The sequence below is a fragment of the Xanthomonas euroxanthea genome, assembly GCF_900476395.1.
Classification (GTDB): Bacteria; Pseudomonadota; Gammaproteobacteria; order Xanthomonadales; family Xanthomonadaceae; genus Xanthomonas; species Xanthomonas euroxanthea.
The window spans coordinates 224279-240603 of sequence record NZ_UIHB01000006.1 but is presented as its reverse complement, the minus strand read 5'-3'; the positions used below and the strand labels follow the sequence as shown (position 1 = coordinate 240603).

The 16325-nt window shown below is 64.9% G+C and carries 17 protein-coding genes; 3 read left to right on the top strand and 14 right to left on the bottom strand.

Annotated elements, in window-relative coordinates:
* Window positions 1–2 precede the first annotated feature (2 nt).
* Window positions 3–1358, top strand: a complete 1356-nt coding sequence (locus CPBF1521_RS18430; RefSeq protein WP_115677869.1) for a sensor histidine kinase — start codon at window positions 3–5, stop codon at window positions 1356–1358.
* Between the two features lie 23 nt (window positions 1359–1381).
* Here the strand turns inward: CPBF1521_RS18430 and CPBF1521_RS18425 are convergent, their stop codons facing one another.
* Complete coding sequence (locus CPBF1521_RS18425) at window positions 1382–2353, bottom strand: NosD domain-containing protein (RefSeq protein ID WP_115677868.1); 972 nt, start codon at window positions 2351–2353, stop codon at window positions 1382–1384.
* A 112-nt stretch (window positions 2354–2465) separates the two neighbouring features.
* Complete coding sequence (glmU, locus tag CPBF1521_RS18420) at window positions 2466–3830, bottom strand: bifunctional UDP-N-acetylglucosamine diphosphorylase/glucosamine-1-phosphate N-acetyltransferase GlmU (protein ID WP_104583251.1); 1365 nt, start codon at window positions 3828–3830, stop codon at window positions 2466–2468.
* A 145-nt stretch (window positions 3831–3975) separates the two neighbouring features.
* On the opposite strand from glmU, the gene CPBF1521_RS18415 reads away from it, so the two are divergent.
* Complete coding sequence (locus tag CPBF1521_RS18415) at window positions 3976–4359, top strand: GtrA family protein (RefSeq protein WP_104583250.1); 384 nt, start codon at window positions 3976–3978, stop codon at window positions 4357–4359.
* Window positions 4360–4491: 132 nt separating this feature from the next.
* Here CPBF1521_RS18415 and CPBF1521_RS18410 read toward each other — a convergent pair whose 3' ends face one another.
* From CPBF1521_RS18410 to CPBF1521_RS18365, 10 genes are all read right to left on the bottom strand, one after another.
* The gene (locus tag CPBF1521_RS18410; protein ID WP_115677867.1) at window positions 4492–5061 is read right to left on the bottom strand and encodes a chorismate mutase; all 570 of its coding nucleotides are present in this window, start codon (window positions 5059–5061) and stop codon (window positions 4492–4494) included.
* 217 nt (window positions 5062–5278) lie between these two features.
* Complete coding sequence (locus tag CPBF1521_RS18405) at window positions 5279–5701, bottom strand: F0F1 ATP synthase subunit epsilon (RefSeq protein WP_104583248.1); 423 nt, start codon at window positions 5699–5701, stop codon at window positions 5279–5281.
* A 166-nt stretch (window positions 5702–5867) separates the two neighbouring features.
* Complete coding sequence (gene atpD / locus CPBF1521_RS18400) at window positions 5868–7274, bottom strand: F0F1 ATP synthase subunit beta (protein WP_104583247.1); 1407 nt, start codon at window positions 7272–7274, stop codon at window positions 5868–5870.
* Window positions 7275–7399: 125 nt separating this feature from the next.
* Window positions 7400–8263: a F0F1 ATP synthase subunit gamma gene (gene atpG, locus CPBF1521_RS18395; protein ID WP_065032896.1), complete on the bottom strand. Its 864-nt coding sequence runs from the start codon at window positions 8261–8263 to the stop codon at window positions 7400–7402.
* 112 nt (window positions 8264–8375) lie between these two features.
* Window positions 8376–9923 carry a F0F1 ATP synthase subunit alpha gene (gene atpA, locus CPBF1521_RS18390; protein ID WP_104535126.1) on the bottom strand — a complete coding sequence of 516 codons (1548 nt, stop codon included), beginning with the start codon at window positions 9921–9923 and terminating at the stop codon, window positions 8376–8378.
* Window positions 9924–9970: 47 nt separating this feature from the next.
* Window positions 9971–10498 (bottom strand): F0F1 ATP synthase subunit delta, encoded by a 528-nt coding sequence (locus CPBF1521_RS18385; protein ID WP_104583245.1) that lies wholly within the window; start codon window positions 10496–10498, stop codon window positions 9971–9973.
* Window positions 10499–10501: 3 nt separating this feature from the next.
* The gene (locus CPBF1521_RS18380) at window positions 10502–10972 is read right to left on the bottom strand and encodes a F0F1 ATP synthase subunit B (protein ID WP_016901014.1); all 471 of its coding nucleotides are present in this window, start codon (window positions 10970–10972) and stop codon (window positions 10502–10504) included.
* A gap of 113 nt (window positions 10973–11085) precedes the next feature.
* Window positions 11086–11388 carry a F0F1 ATP synthase subunit C gene (gene atpE, locus CPBF1521_RS18375; RefSeq protein WP_002814105.1) on the bottom strand — a complete coding sequence of 101 codons (303 nt, stop codon included), beginning with the start codon at window positions 11386–11388 and terminating at the stop codon, window positions 11086–11088.
* A gap of 72 nt (window positions 11389–11460) precedes the next feature.
* Complete coding sequence (gene atpB / locus CPBF1521_RS18370) at window positions 11461–12261, bottom strand: F0F1 ATP synthase subunit A (RefSeq protein ID WP_039421795.1); 801 nt, start codon at window positions 12259–12261, stop codon at window positions 11461–11463.
* A gap of 25 nt (window positions 12262–12286) precedes the next feature.
* Window positions 12287–12652, bottom strand: a complete 366-nt coding sequence (locus tag CPBF1521_RS18365; RefSeq protein WP_016901016.1) for a hypothetical protein — start codon at window positions 12650–12652, stop codon at window positions 12287–12289.
* Between the two features lie 531 nt (window positions 12653–13183).
* Here CPBF1521_RS18365 and CPBF1521_RS18360 point away from each other — a divergent pair.
* Window positions 13184–13996 carry a hypothetical protein gene (locus tag CPBF1521_RS18360; protein WP_042594608.1) on the top strand — a complete coding sequence of 271 codons (813 nt, stop codon included), beginning with the start codon at window positions 13184–13186 and terminating at the stop codon, window positions 13994–13996.
* Window positions 13997–14133: 137 nt separating this feature from the next.
* On the opposite strand, the gene CPBF1521_RS18355 is transcribed toward CPBF1521_RS18360, so the two are convergent.
* The gene (locus CPBF1521_RS18355) at window positions 14134–14421 is read right to left on the bottom strand and encodes a hypothetical protein (RefSeq protein WP_115677866.1); all 288 of its coding nucleotides are present in this window, start codon (window positions 14419–14421) and stop codon (window positions 14134–14136) included.
* Between the two features lie 62 nt (window positions 14422–14483).
* On the bottom strand, window positions 14484–16319 hold the full coding sequence (gene lpdA / locus CPBF1521_RS18350) for a dihydrolipoyl dehydrogenase (protein WP_115677865.1): 1836 nt from the start codon (window positions 16317–16319) through the stop codon (window positions 14484–14486).
* Between the last annotated feature and the right edge of the window lie 6 nt (window positions 16320–16325).

Below are 16325 nucleotides of genomic sequence, written 5' to 3'. Positions count from 1 at the left end.
GCATGTGGCAGCCACGTTCCTTCACCTTCTCGCTGTTCCTGCGCCTGCTGCCGGTGCTGGTGCTGGCCGCCGCCCTGCCCTGGTTCACCGCGTACTGGCTGGATCGCGGCTGGGAAGTGGCGGTGATCTCCGCCATCGTGCTGCTGGCGACGATGTGGTGGAGCCTGCAACGCGCCACTGCACCGATGCGCTCGCTGTTCCGCGCCCTGGCCGGCACCACCAGCAGCTACCGCGATGGCGAATACAACTTCGGCGTGTACTGGCGCGGCAGCGACGAACTGGCGCAACTGGTGCAGGCGCATGCGGAACTGGGCGAGGTACTGCGCGCGCAGCGGCGCAATCTGGTGCAACGCGAACTGATGCTCGACACCATGTTGCAGAACACCCCGGTGGCGATGTTGTTGGTCGTGGCCGGGGGCGATAGCGTGCGCCGCATCGGTTTCTCCAACAATGCCGCACGCAAGCTGTTGCACGACGGCCGCAAGCTCGAAGGTCAGCACCTGGACGACGTGCTCGCGCGCATGCCCGGCGAACTGCGCGATGCGTTGGCACGCGGCGGCGATTGCCTGTTCGCGGTGCGCGAGGACGGCGATGACGAAGACGACGAGCAGATCTATCACCTGTCACGCCGCAGTTTCCATCTCAATGGACGCGGCCACGAGCTGTTGCTGATCCGCACCTTGACCACCGAATTGCGGCGCCAGGAAGTGCAGACCTGGAAAAAGGTCATCCGCGTGATCAGCCATGAATTGAACAACTCGCTCGCACCGATCGCCTCGCTGGCGCATTCCGGCGCCGAGTTGCTGCGCCGCGAACGCACCGACCGGCTTGGCACGGTGTTCGAAACCATCGAAGAACGCGCCCGTCATCTGGAAGGTTTCATCCGCGGCTACGCGCGGTTTGCCAAGCTGCCGCAGCCGCAATTGCAGACCATCGAATGGGCGCCGTTCCTGGAGCGTTTGCGGCAGCAGATTCCGTTCCAGCTGCAAGGCGCACTGAGCGATGTCTCCAGCCGCATCGATGCCGCGCAGATCGAGCAGGCGTTGCTCAACCTGCTCAAGAACGCGCACGAGGCCTGCAGCGAAGCGCAGCCGCCCAACAGCGATGTCGCCGTCCGCGTCACGCGCGTGCCGCAATGGCTGCGGATCGAAGTGCTGGACCGCGGCAACGGCATGAACGAGGCCGTGCTGCATAACGCACTGATGCCGTTCTACTCGACCAAGCGCAATGGCACCGGGCTCGGGCTTGCGCTCACCCGCGAGATCGCCGAAGCGCACGGCGGGCGCATCTCGCTGCATAACCGCGAACACGGCGGCTTGTGCGTCACCTTGCTGCTGCCGGCGGCGGCGGCCGGCTAGCGCGTTGCAAGCGATCGCAGCGTTCAATCGCCGCGCAGCGTCCCGCGCTCCTGGATCCGTGGCTGTTTCAACGCACCACAGGCATCGTCGGCGCCGCTGGTGCGGGTGGCGGCGATGGCGCCGTAATAGCCAGCCCCCACAGTGTTGTCGACGAACTGCCCGCCTTGCGACGGACATTCGCCATCGGGCTTGATCCAGTCCGAAAACGCCGCGTACTTGCCTGCCCGGACGAAACGGTTGGTCGCCACGTAGGTATTGTCGGAGGCATCGCGGGTACGCACGGCATCGCCGTTGACCTCGGTGAAGGTATTGCCTTCGATGCGGTTGCCGGAGGAGTGGCGCGCCAGGTAGATCGCGTGCACGAAACCCGAGGTCCGGGTGTCGTTTTCGATGGACACAAAGCGATTGCGTTCGATGCGGTTGTCGCGCGAGTTCTGCAGGCGGATCGCCGCGAACGAATAGGCGGCCTCGCTGCTGCTGCCATGGATGCCACCGATCCGCTCGAAGGTCATGTTGCGGATAACGTTGCCGCTGTTGCCGTCGGCGCTGCGCTTGCTGCTGCCCAGGTCCATCGCCATCCAGTAATTGCTGACCTTCAACCCGGCGAAGGTCAGCCGGGTGGCGGCATCGCCGCCGCCCTTCAGCGTGAACCAGGTCGCACCGCCGCGCCCGTCGAACCACGGTGGCGCGGCCGCATCCGGCGCAGCGATGAAGCGAATGGGCGCCCCGTTGGTGAAGGTCCATTGCACCGACTGCCGCAGATACGTGCCTGCGGCAATCACCACGTCCACCGCACCGCCCGGCCGCTGCTCCAGCAGCCGTTGCTGGGCAACCGCCAGGCTCCGCAACGCGGTCGTTGCGCTGGTGCCCGCGGCCGCATCGTTGCCGTCCGGCGCCAGATACAGCCGGTAGGTCTGCGCATGGGCTGACATGGGCAGCAGTGCCGCCAATGTCAGCAGTAATGTCACCCGCAACGCGCAACGTGACGTTTGCATCGTGCACCTCGTGATCGGTCGTGGCGGGCGTGGCCTGTGCACGGCACCGCTGCAGAGCGGCGGCCCGCCCCTTGCAGCGACGTGCAGCCACGCCACACGCCTGGAAAACACGTTATTTCTTGGTCGGGCGTTCCCAACCTTCGATCACCGTCTGCCGCGGGCGCGCCACGCTGAGCTGGCCGGCCGGCGCATCGCGCGTTATCACCGAGCCCGCACCGATGGTGGCCATTGCGCCGATCTCGATCGGTGCCACCAACGCGCTGTTGGAGCCGACGAAGGCGCCATCGCCGATGGTGGTCTGCGACTTGTTCACCCCGTCGTAATTGCAGGTGATGGTGCCGGCGCCGATGTTGACCTTGCTGCCGATCACCGCATCGCCCAGGTAGGTCAGATGGTTGGCCTTGCTGCCCACGCCCATTGTGACCTTCTTGGTCTCGACGAAGTTGCCGATATGCACGCCATCGGCCAGCACGGTGCCAGGACGCAGCCGCGCGAACGGGCCAATCTGCACCGCTCCTTCGGTCACCACGCCTTCCAGGTCGCAGTGCGCGCGGACCTGCGTGCCGGCGCCCAGCGTCACATCGCGCAAGCGCACGAAGGGGCCGATCACCACGCCATCGCCCAGTGTCACATCGCCTTCCAGGACCACATCGATGTCCAGTTGCACGTCGCTGCCTACCGTCACCGAGCCGCGCTGCTCCACGCGCGCCGGGTCGGCCATGCGTACGCCCTGCAGGCAGAGCGCACGCGCCGCACGCAGCTGCCAGGCGCGCTCCAGCTGCGCCAGCTGCCAGGGGTCGTTGGCGCCTTCCACGTCCTGCGCATCGGCCACGTGCACCATGTCGGCCGGAGTGAAATCGGCAGCGGCGCTGGCGAACACGTCGGTGAGATAGAACTCGCCCTGTGCATTCTCGTTGGACAGACCACCCAGCCAGCGGCGCAACGCCGTGGACTCGGCAGTGAGGATGCCGGTGTTGATGGTGCGGATGCGGCGCTGCTCGTCATTGGCGTCCTTCTGCTCGACGATCGCGGCGACCTTGCCCTCGGCATCGCGCAGGATGCGGCCGTACCCGGTGGGATTGGGCACATCGGCCACCAGCACCGCCATGCGCCCGGGTGCGTGCAGCAGCTGCAGCAGGTCCTGGCACTGGATCAGCGGCACATCGCCGTACAGCACCAGCACCGTCGCCGCATCCGGAATCGCATCCATCGCCTGTTGCACCGCATGCCCGGTGCCCAGTTGCTGACGCTGCTCGGCCCAGTGCAGGTCGTCCTGCGCGGCGAACGCCGCCTGCACCTGCTCGCCGCCATGCCCGTGCACCACATGGATCGCTGCCGGCTGCAGCTGCCGCGCGGTGGCGATCACATGTGCCAGCATCGGCTGGCCTGCCAGCGGCTGCAGCACCTTGGGCAGGGACGAGCGCATGCGCTTGCCCTCGCCCGCGGCCAGGATCACGACGTGCAAGGGCAGAGTCATCGAAGCGTTCCAGAACGTGGGAGCGCTAAATTCTAGTCGCTGTCCCGGCAATGCGTCGTGTCCCGCCTGCAGCACGCGCGACGATGACACTTTTCAAGCGCCGCTGCCGTTAGCATGAGCGCCCCTCCACGATGACCCGGCCTGCATGAGTCTGTTCCGCCAAGGCAGCCAATTCATGATCATTGGCGCCCTGCAGCTGGCGGTGGATTGCGGCATCTTCATCGCCGCCACCGCGGCCGGCATGCCTGCCGTGCCGGCCAACCTGCTCGGGCGGATCAGCGGCGCGGTGCTGGGCTTCTGGCTCAACGGCCGCTACACCTTCGCCCAGGACGGCGGTGCACGCCTGGGCTGGCCGCGTTTCCGTCGCTTTGCGCTGATGTGGCTGGCACTGACCCTCATCAGCACCTGGCTGTTGTCGGCGACAGTGGACCTGGTTGGCCTGCGTCAGGCCTGGCTGGCCAAACCGCTGGTGGAAGGTGGCCTGGCGATCGTGTCGTTTTTCCTGGGCCGGCACGTGGTGTATCGCTAGCGAGCGCGCTGACGTCAGCGCAGTCGCCGACAACGGTGCCGGGTTGGACTGACAGAAAACACGATCGGCGTTGCCGTCACCCGCACCGCCGAGGTCTGCGCCGTGCATGACACGCCCTGGACACCACGCATATCAGTGGCAGAAATCGCCCAGGCTGCGGACCAGCGCCGCGCGATGCAGCGCGTCCAGCTGCCATTGCGCCGCATACCGGGCGGCGGCATGCGCGGTATTGGCCGGGCATTGCGGCGCTGCACGTGCCGGCGCGACATCGGCCAGTGCGTCGAGCAGTTCGCCTTGCAGCTGATCCAGACGCGTGCGCAGGCCCGCCAGATCCGGCCGCGCCGTGTCCGGCGCGCGCCCACGTTCGCGCCAGTGGTTCAGCAGTGCGTACTGCACCGACTTGTTGGCCTCGATCTGCGCAGCGAAGAAGCGCGCCGCATCGTCGGCATCCAGCCCGTGCGCAGGCGCCTGCTCGCGCACGCTCTGCAGCACCGCCGCCTCGCGGGTCTGGTCCAGCACCGGCTTGCCGCTGTCCCATTTGCTCAGCGCCACCGCATCGCCGATGGCGTTGCGTTGCACGATTCGGTCCAGCAATGGATCCAGCGGCGGCTGGCTGCGTACCGGCAGCGCACACCCCAGCAACGCCACGGCCAGCAGGCCGCTCAGCGCGTAGCCACGAAAGTCATCGATCGTCCGGGTCATCGGGTGTTCCTCGATATGCAGGTGAGATGCCGCGCCGCCGGCAGCACAGTACAAGCCACGCAGTGTGCCTGCAGTCCCCGAGCCTGCAAGCCGCCCCCCGCATGCGCAGCGCCAGAAACGAAAACGCCGACACGAGGGTCGGCGTTTTCACTCCACACCTGGGTGTGGCGGTGCAGCAGGTACCGCGTAACGCGCAAACGGGCGCGAGCCCGCGTGCTTAGTGCTTGAGGGTGCGACGCAGCCGTTCCAGTGCCTGCAGCTGCACGGTCGCTTCGGCCAGCCGACGCTGCGCATCGGCCACGTCCACGGTGTCGCCACGGTTGGCCAGCAGACGCTCGGCCTCTTCCTTGACCTTGCGCACGGCGGCTTCGTCGATGTCCTGGGCACGCACCGCGGTGTCGACCAGCACGGTCACCACCTGCGGCTGCACTTCCAGGATGCCGCCGGAAATGGCGAAGTCCAGGTGTTCGCCATTGGCGGTGGTGACCACCACCTTGCCCGGCTTCAGGCGCGTGATCAGCGGCGCGTGCTTGGGCGCGATGCCCAGCTCACCCAGCTCGCCGGTGGCCACGACCAGCGTCGCCTCACCGTGGAAGATTTCCTTCTCGGCGCTGACGATGTCGCAACGGATAGTGCTCATGGTGCCTCACTGTAGTGAGGCGGGAATCGGGAATCGGGAATCGGGATTGGGAAGAGCGGCTGGCTGCACGCTTCCCTCTTCCTGTCGATTCCGACCTACCGATGACCCGCCTTTACGATTCCCGATTCCCGATTCCCGATTCCAGCCGCATAGCGGCTGGGATCCATCAGGCCTTGGCGCTCATCTTGTTGGCTTTCTCGACGGCTTCTTCGATGCTGCCGACCATGTAGAACGCCTGCTCCGGCAGGTGGTCGTACTCGCCGTCGCAGATCGCCTTGAAGCCGCGGATGGTGTCCTTCAGCGAGACGTACTTGCCCGGCGAGCCCGTGAACACTTCGGCCACGTGGAAGGGCTGGCTGAAGAAGCGCTCGATCTTGCGTGCGCGCGACACCGACTGCTTGTCTTCTTCGCTCAGCTCGTCCATGCCCAGGATCGCGATGATGTCCTTCAGTTCCTTGTACTTCTGCAAGGTCTGCTGGACGCGCTGGGCGGTGTCGTAATGCTCGTGGCCGATCACCAGCGGGTCCATCTGGCGGCTGGTGGAATCCAGCGGATCCACCGCCGGGTAGATACCCAGCGAGGCAATGTTACGGCTCAGCGTGACGGTGGAATCCAGGTGGGCGAAGGTGGTCGCCGGCGACGGGTCGGTCAGGTCGTCCGCGGGCACGTAGACGGCCTGGATCGAGGTGATCGAACCGCTCTTGGTCGAGGTGATGCGCTCCTGCAACACGCCCATTTCCTCGGCCAGGGTCGGCTGGTAGCCCACTGCCGACGGCATGCGGCCGAGCAGCGCGGACACTTCGGTACCGGCCAGCGTGTAGCGGTAGATGTTGTCGACGAACAGCAGCACGTCCTTGCCCTTGCCGCTGGCGTCCTTCTCGTCGCGGAAGTACTCGGCCATGGTCAGGCCGGTCAGCGCCACGCGCAGACGGTTGCCCGGCGGCTCGTTCATCTGGCCGTACACCATCGCAACCTTGTCCAGCACGTTGGAGTCTTTCATCTCGTGGTAGAAGTCGTTGCCCTCGCGGGTACGCTCGCCCACGCCGGCGAACACGGACAGACCCGAGTGCGCCTTGGCGATGTTGTTGATCAGCTCCATCATGTTGACGGTCTTGCCGACGCCGGCGCCGCCGAACAGGCCGACCTTGCCGCCCTTGGCGAACGGGCACATCAGGTCGATGACCTTGATGCCGGTTTCCAGCAGCTCGGTGCTGGAGGACTGGTCTTCATACGACGGCGCAGCGCGATGGATTTCCCAATGGTCCGATGCCTGCACGTCGCCGGCTTCGTCGATCGGCCGACCCAGCACGTCCATGATGCGGCCCAGCGTCCCGGCACCGACCGGCACCGAAATCGCACGCTCGGTGTTGGTGGCCAGCAGGTTGCGCTTCAGGCCGTCGGTGGAGCCGAGCGCAATGGTGCGCACGACGCCGTCGCCGAGCTGCTGCTGCACTTCCAGGGTGATTTCGGTGCCATCGACCTTCAACGCGTGATAGACCTTCGGCACTTCATTGCGCTGGAATTCGACGTCGACGACCGCGCCGATGATCTGAACGATCTTGCCCTGACTCATTTGGATAACTCCACTAATGTCTGTTCGATTCTTGTGTCGGGAGTGGGGAATCGAGAATGGGGAATGGGAAGATCAAGAGCACCGACGGCCTTGCCTATTCCCGTTTTCCGATTCTCCATTCCCGGCTAGACAGCGGCAGCGCCGCTGACGATTTCCGAAATTTCCTGGGTGATCGCCGCCTGGCGCGCTTTGTTGTAGACCAGTTGCAAGGTGCCGATCATCTTGTTGGCGTTGTCGCTGGCGGCCTTCATCGCCACCATGCGCGCGGCATGTTCGGAGGCCACGTTTTCCAGCACGGCCTGGTACACCAGCGACTCGATGTAACGCGTCATCACGTGCTCCAGCACGGTCGCGGCATCGGGTTCGTACAGGTAATCCCAGTCGTGATGGGCCACCTTGTGCTCGGCGGCCGGCAGCGGCAGCAGCTGATCGAAGCTGGCCTTCTGCGTCATCGTGTTCACGAAGCGGTTGTAGACCAGATACACGCGGTCCACCTTGCCCTCGACGAAGGCATCCAGCATCACCTTGATCACGCCGATCAACTGCTCGATCTGCGGGCTGTCACCCAGATGGGTGACGCTGCCGACCATGTTGACCTTGATGCGACGGAAGAACGCCGAGGCCTTCTGTCCGATGGTCACCACGTCGATCTCGGCACCTTTGTCCTGCCATGGGCGCACTTCGCCCAGCATCTTGCGGAACAGGTTGTTGTTCAGGCCGCCGGCCAGGCCGCGGTCCGAAGAGATCACGATGTAGCCGACCCGCTTGACCTGCTCACGCTCGACCAGGAACGGATGCTGGTAGTCGGTGCTGGCCTGCGCCAGATGCCCGATCACCTGCTTCATCGCCTGCGCGTACGGACGCGAGGTCTTCATGCGGTCCTGCGCCTTGCGGATCTTGGAGGCCGAGACCATTTCGAGCGCGCGCGTCACCTTGCGGGTGTTCTGCACGCTCTTGATCTTGGTTTTGATTTCGCGTCCGCCTGCCATACTCGCTCGCTTCGCTCGCTTAGTGGGAATGGGGAATCGTGAATCGGGAATTGGCACAGCCAACCCGCTTTGACGATTCCCTATTCTCGATTCCCGATTCCCGCAGCTGGATTTACCAGCTGCCCGTGGTCTTGAACTCTTCGATGCCCTTCTTGAAGGCAGCTTCGATGTCGTTGTCCCAGCCGCCGGTGGCGTTGATCTTGGAGATCAGCTCGCCCTGGGTGTTGGCGAAGTGCGCGTGCAGGCCTTCTTCGAACGCCAGCAGCTTGTTGACCGGCACTTCATCGAGGTAACCCTCGTTGACGGCGTAGATCGACAGCGCCTGGTTGGCGATGGACATCGGCGCGTACTGCTTCTGCTTCATCAGCTCGGTAACGCGCTGACCGCGCTCGAGCTGCTTGCGGGTGGCTTCGTCCAGGTCCGAGGCGAACTGCGCGAACGCCGCCAGCTCGCGGTACTGCGCCAGCGAGATACGGATGCCGCCGGACAGCTTCTTGATGATCTTGGTCTGGGCCGCACCACCGACGCGCGACACCGAGATACCGGCGTTCACGGCCGGGCGGATGCCGGCGTTGAACAGGTCGGTTTCCAGGAAGATCTGGCCGTCGGTGATCGAGATCACGTTGGTCGGCACGAATGCGGACACGTCGCCGGCCTGCGTTTCGATGATCGGCAGCGCGGTCAGCGAACCGGTCTTGCCGGTCACCGCACCGTTGGTGAACTTCTCCACGTATTCCTCGGACACGCGCGCAGCGCGCTCGAGCAGGCGGGAGTGCAGATAGAACACGTCGCCCGGATAGGCTTCGCGACCCGGCGGGCGCTTGAGCAGCAGCGAGATCTGGCGGTAGGCCACGGCCTGCTTGGACAGGTCGTCGTACACGATCAGCGCGTCTTCGCCGCGGTCCATGAAGTACTCGCCCATGGTGCAGCCGGCATACGGGCTGATGTACTGCATCGCGGCCGATTCGGACGCGGTCGCAGCCACCACCACGGTGTGCGCCAGCGCGCCGTTCTCTTCGAGCTTGCGCACGATGTTGGCAACGGTCGAGGCCTTCTGGCCGATCGCCACGTACACGCACTTGATGCCGGTGCCCTTCTGGTTGATCACCGCATCGATCGCCAGCGCGGTCTTGCCGGTCTGACGGTCACCGATGACCAGCTCGCGCTGGCCGCGGCCGATCGGAATCATCGCATCGACCGACTTGTAGCCGGTCTGCACCGGCTGGTCGACCGACTTGCGCCAGATCACACCCGGCGCCACGCGCTCCACCGGTGCGGTCTGGGTGGCGCCCAGCGGGCCCTTGCCATCGATCGGCTCGCCCAGCGCGTTGACCACGCGACCGAGCAGCTCCGGACCGACCGGCACTTCCAGGATGCGGCCGGTGGTCTTGGCCACGTCGCCTTCGCGCAGGTTTTCGTAATCGCCCAGCACCACGGCGCCGACCGAATCGCGCTCCAGGTTCAGCGCGAGCGCGAAGGTGTTGTTCGGCAGTTCGATCATTTCGCCCTGCATCACGTCGGCCAGGCCGAAGATGCGCACGATGCCGTCGGACACGCTGGTCACGGAGCCTTCGTTGCGCGACTCTGCGGACAGCTTGACCGCCTCGATGCGGGTCTTGATCAGGTCGCTGATTTCGGAGGGGTTGAGCGTGGTTGCCATCGTTCAGTCCTAGGTGCCGGCCGCGAGGGCCATGCGTTTATGTGAATTCAGTGGGCGAGCGAGCTTTGCAGACGCGCAAGCTTGCCCTTCAGCGAGCCGTCGATGACCACGTCGCCGGTGTCGATCACCGCGCCGCCGATCAACGAGGCGTCCACCGCGGTGGTGATGTCCACCTCGCGGCCGAAACGCTTCTTCAGCGCAGCAGCGATCGTGTCCAGTTCCGCCTGGCTCATTGCAGCCGCCGAGGTCACCGTCGCCTTGACGACGTGTTCGGCGTCGGCCCGCAGCTGTTCGTACAGTCCTGCCACTTCCGGCAGCAGCGACAGCCGCTGCGCGTCGGCCAGCAGGCCGAGGAAACGCAGATAGTCTTCGCTCGCCTGCGGCGGTGCCAGCAACGTCACTGCCTGATCCTGGCGCAGGGCCGGGTTGAGCAGCAGCGCGGCCACGCGCGGGTCGCCGGCCACCTGCGCCGAAAACGCCAGCGCATCGGACCAGGGCGCGAAGTTGCCGCCCTCACGCGCGATCGCAAACGCGGCGCGGCCGTACGGACGGGCAAGTGTGAGGGCCTGACTCATCGATTAAATCTCCGCCGCCAGCTCGTCGAGCAGCGCCTTGTGGGCGTTGGCATCGATTTCGCGCTTGAGCAGCTTCTCGGCACCGCTGACGGCCAGCACGGACACCTGCTTGCGCAGTTCCTCGCGGGCACGCGTGGCGGACGCGTCGATCTCGGTCTGTGCCAGATCCTTCTGGCGGTTGGCTTCGGCAATTGCCTCGTGCTTGGCCGCTTCGATGATCTGGTTGGCGCGCGCATGGGCCTGATCGATGATCTCGTTGGCCTTGGTGCGTGCGTCCTTCAGTGCTTCGTTGACCTTTTCCTGCGCCTGCGCCAGATCCTTCTGACTGCGATCGGCCGCAGCCAGACCTTCAGCGATCTTTTGCTGACGCTCTTCGATCGCCTGCAGCAGCGGCGGCCAGATCTTGGTCGCGACGATCCAGATCAGACCGGCGAAGGCCAGCGCCTGGGCAAAGATGGTAAGGGTGATATCCATGGGTCGCTCAATCGCTGTTTAGGGGTGAAAGCGCCACCGCGGGGCGACGCTTTCCGACCTTCATCCGCGGGGGCAACCGCACGCGGTTGCCTCCACATCCTGCTACCGCTGGATCAGCCGGCAGCCTGCGACAGACGTTCGATGAACACCTGGGCCAGCGGGTTGGCGAAGGCGAACAGCAGGCCGACAGCGACGCTGATGATGAACGCGGCGTCGATCAGGCCGGCGGTGATGAACATGCGGACCTGCAGCACCGGGATCAGTTCCGGCTGGCGCGCGGCAGATTCCAGGAACTTGCCAGCCATGATGGCCAGACCGAGGCCGGCACCCAGCGCGGCCAGGCCGATCATGATGCCGACGGCGAGGACGGTGGAGCTCTGGACTTGAGCGAGGTTGGTCAGGACGGCGAGGTACATGGTGATCTCCGAACGAAAGTTTCTAAGGGTGATGGATGAATCGGGATGAAGCAGATGAAGGGTGCAGCAAACTCAGTGACTGTCTTCGGCAAGGCTCAGATACACGATCGACAGCATCATGAAAATGAAGGCCTGCAGCGGAATCACCAACAGGTGGAACAGCATCCAGCCGAGGCCGAATACGCCGCCAGCGACCATGCCGGCGATGCCCGCACCGCCCAGCACCCAGATCAGCAGGAAGACGATCTCGCCGCCGAACATGTTGCCGAACAGTCGCATCGCCAGCGAAATCGGCTTGCTCAGCCACTCGACGATGTTCAAGAGCAGGTTGAACGGCATCATCCACTTGCCGAACGGCGCCGTGAGGAATTCCTTGGTCATGCCACCCACGCCCTTGGAGCGCAGCGAGAACACGATCATCAGGAAGAACACGCTGATCGACATGCCCAGGGTGGCATTGACGTCGGCGGTCGGCACCGGCTTCCAGGCGTGGATACCGGCCCAGCCCAGCGGGATGGCGATGAAATCGGCCGGGATCATCTTGATGAGGTTCATCAACAGGATCCAGAAGAAGATGGTGATCGCGATCGGCGTCACCAGCTTGCTGCTGCCGTGATAGGTGTCCTTGGCCTGGCGGTCGACGAACTCCAGGCAGATCTCGACGAACGCCTGCCACTTGCCCGGCACGCCGGCAGTGGCATTGCGGGTCGCCGTCCAGAACGCCAGGACCATGACCAGGCCCATCAACACCGCCATGACCAGGGTGTCGACGTGGATGGTCCAAAACGTGCCGCCACCCTCGCGAACCGGATAGATCAGGTTCTGCAAGTGATGCTGGATATAGGAGGTAGGTGTTGCTGCCTCGCCCGCCATGTGTCCGGAGCCCTTTAAGTTCGAATCAACGCCTGGCCAGAGCCAGAACCTGAAAAATCAGCCCGATGGCGATACCCGCCAACAAGGCCAGAGGAGGCAGCCGCCACAGGCCAAAGCCGAGCGCCAGCGCCACGAAAACCAACACCCACTTCAACACCATCGCCAGAATCAGCCGGACCATGGCAATGCCGGCTGCCTGAATACCGCCACCTAGCGCGGTACGTGCCGCCACCCAACCGCCCAGCACCGTCGCAAACCCGGTCAATGCCAGACCGGCAGAGTAACGGGGACCGACCAACAGCAACCCCAGACTGGTTATAGCTACGGCGGCAAGCGGATATACCGCAGCGCGCAGCATCAACCGCCGACCCGCGTCAACGGAGTTCAGCACTACGGTTACCTTACGTGTGAATGAGTGGGAAGCGCAGATGCGCCTCGTCGAGCCGCGAAAGTATAGCAATGGGACAAATTGCGAGACAACCGGCAGAGGTCATCCGTTGCTGCGGCGCACCAGACAGGGGGGCGCCACAGCGGGTGGGAACTTTGCCACAAACTGGCGGTCATAACCGCCGAGGCCTGCACATCCTCGTCGAAAGGTTCCGCCGCAGGTCGCGTATGGGAGCCCCGGGCCACCGGGGCTCCTGCTTTTTTACGCATTTTGTCGCACCCTGCAACCTTCCCATCGGCGGTCCAATCAGAGCAGTCGCCGCGCGACGCCAGTAGTATCGCGTCACCGTTGGCGCCCTAATTGCGCAGCACACGACTAACATCGGAGCGCCTGCGGCAGCGGACCGTTTTGTCCGATTGCTATCTTGCCCTTCACGCGTATGCGACAGCTCCTTCACTTATGGAAGACGCCGTCTTATCGAAGATGCGCGGCACAGGCCAAATCGCCTGACCATTCCAAGAATCGGAGCTCCCCATGAAACACCTCCTCGCACTGGCCATCCCGTGCGTATTGGCTGCCGCCTATGCCGCGCCGGCGCACGCCGAAGATACCGATGACCGCTTCCAGATCCGTCTGGGCGCGATGAACATCGACAACGACAACACCTTGCGTGGCAACACCGTGGTGGCCGGCAACGAAATCGCGCTGGACCAGGATTTCGATTTCGGTGGCAAGGAGTGGGAGCCGCGCATTGATGGTGTGTTCCGCATGAGCACCCGTCAGCGCCTTATCTTCGACTACTTCAAGTACGACAAGGATCGCCGCGAGACCCTGGGTGAAGACGTCAGCGCCGGTGGCTTCACCGTGCCGAGCGGCAGCTTCATCAAGGGCGAGCTCAAGTATCAGGTGGCGAGCCTGGTGTACGACTACTCCGTGGTCGACACCCCGGAATTCAGCCTGGGCCTGCAGATCGGTGCCGAATACGCCAAGGTCGAGGCGAACGCATACGCCGACCTGGGCGACGTGTTCACCGGCGACGTGCTGGACGAAAGCGAAGACGGCGTGGCGCCGGTGGTCGGTATCCGCTTCACCGCACGGCCGAGCGAGCATTGGCTGTTCAACGTGCAGGGCCAGTACCTCAACACCAGCTGGGGCGACTTCGGCGACTATTCGGGCGACCTGAGCCGTGCCAACGCGATGGCCGAATACCGCTTCACCAAGAACTTCGGCATCTTCGCCGGCTACGACTGGTTCAAGCTCGACGTCGACCAGCGCGGCAGCGACGGCCTGATCGGCCTGAAGCAGGAGTTCAAGGGCCCGGTGGCCGGCGTGACGTTCGCGTTCTGATTCTTCCGGGCCCGGGACCCGGGACCCGAAAAAGCAGCTTCATGCAGAACCCCGCAGCGATGCGGGGTTTTGTCGTTTAACGGATGCGTGGCAAGTAACCGACGCGACTGCAACCCATGGCAGCAGCGGACACACGCTCAGGGCGGCTTGGTCGCACCCGCTACCAACAGATGCTGGTGCGTGGTGCAGTAGCACTCGTCGTGCCAGCCGTAGTGCGGATCGGTGCAGATCGCATGCTGCACCGATGCCGGCAGCGACGCCACGTCGCTGCGCAAGTCGCGCTTCAGCGAGACGAACACCGAGCCCGGATGTGGCCAGTCGGTCCGCCGCGGCGGCTCGGCGATCCGGTTGCCGCTGGCCAGTTCGCGCTGCAGCAGCGCCTGCAGTTCAGGACACAGATCGCCCTGCCCCATCACGACCTCCATGCGTCGACTCACCACCGCGGCGACCGCACCACACGCGGCGGCAAGGCCGTGCGGAACGGCGCTTACTTCTTCTTCGGGATGTACAGGTCGGTGATGGTGCCGTCGTAGACCTCGGCGGCCATGCCGACCGACTCGCTTAGGGTCGGATGCGCATGGATGGTGTGGCCGATGTCTTCGGCTTCGGCGCCCATCTCGATCGCCAACCCGATCTCGGCCAGCAGGTCGCCGGCATGCACGCCGACGATGGCACCACCGATGATGCGATGGGTGTCTTCGTCGAAGATCAGCTTGGTGAAGCCCTCGGTGCGGCCGATGCCGATCGCACGGCCGCTGGCCGCCCATGGGAACTTGGCCACGCCGACCTTCAGGCCCTTGGCTTTGGCCTCGGTCTCGGTGACGCCGACCCAGGCGATTTCCGGGTTGGTGTAGGCCACCGACGGGATCACCCGCGCCACCCACTCCTTCTTCTCGCCGGCAGCCACTTCGGCGGCCAGCTTGCCTTCGTGGGTGGCCTTGTGCGCCAGCATCGGGTTACCGACGATGTCGCCGATGGCGAAGATGTGCGGCACGTTGGTGCGCATCTGCCGATCGACCGGAATGAAGCCGCGATCGGTGACGGTAACGCCGGCCTTTTCCGCGCCGATCTTCTTGCCATTGGGCGAGCGGCCCACGGCCACCAGCACGCGGTCGAACGCTGTGGCCTGCAGGCCGGGCTTGTCGTCTTCGCTGGCCGCTTCGAACGACACCGTGATGCCGCTGGCGTCGGCCTTGACGTCGGTGGCCTTGGTCTTGAGATGGACCTCCACGCCCTGCTTCTTCAGCCGATCGGCCAGCGGCTTGACCAGGTCCTTGTCGGCACCTGGCATCAGCTGGTCCATGAACTCGACCACGGTGACCTTGCTGCCGAGCGCGCTGTACACCGTGGCCATTTCCAGGCCGATGATGCCGCCGCCGACCACCAGCAGGGTCTTGGGGATGTCGTGCAGTTCCAGCGCGTCGGTGGAATCCATCACGCGCTTGTCGTCCCACGGGAAGTTGGGCAGCTTCACCGCTTGCGAACCGGCGGCGATGATGCAGTGCTCGAAGCGCAGCAGCTGGGTCTTGCCGTCGTCGCCGACGATCTCCAGCTCGTTGGGCGACACGAACGACGCCACGCCGGTGACGGTACGCACCTTGCGCTGCTTGGCCATGCTGGCCAGGCCGCCAGTGAGCTTGCCGACGACCTTTTCCTTGTACTCGCGCAGCTTGTCCAGGGTGATCTGGGGCTGGCCGAAGTCCACGCCGAAGTCGCCGGCATGCGCCACTTCGTCAATCACCGCGGCGGCATGCAGCAGCGCCTTGGACGGGATGCAGCCGACGTTGAGGCAGACCCCGCCCAGGCTGGCGTAGCGCTCGATCAGCACCGTGTCCAGGCCCAGGTCGGCGGCGCGGAACGCGGCGGTGTAGCCGCCAGGGCCGGCGCCGAGCACCACCATCTTGCATTCGATATCGGCCGGCTTGCCGCTGGCCAGTGCCGGCTTGGACGGCGCCGGTTCGGCCGGGGCGCGATGCGACGGCGTCACCGGCGGCTTGCTGCCGGGCGCGGCAGCTGCGGGGGCCGCAGCAGGCGCAGCGGCCTTGGTCTCGGCCTTCGGCGCGGCGGGTGCGGCAGCGGCCTCGCCCTCGGCTTCCAGGAGCAGCACCAGCGCACCTTCGGACAGGGTGTCGCCAATCTTGACCTTGAGCTCCTTCACCACGCCAGCGGCCGAGGACGGCACTTCCAGCGTGGCCTTGTCCGACTCCAGCGTCACCAGGCCCTGGTCCTTGACCACGCTGTCGCCGACGGCGACCAGCACTTCGATGACGGGGACATCGCTGTAATCGCCGATGTCGGGAACCTTGATTTCAATGACCGCCATTTGCTT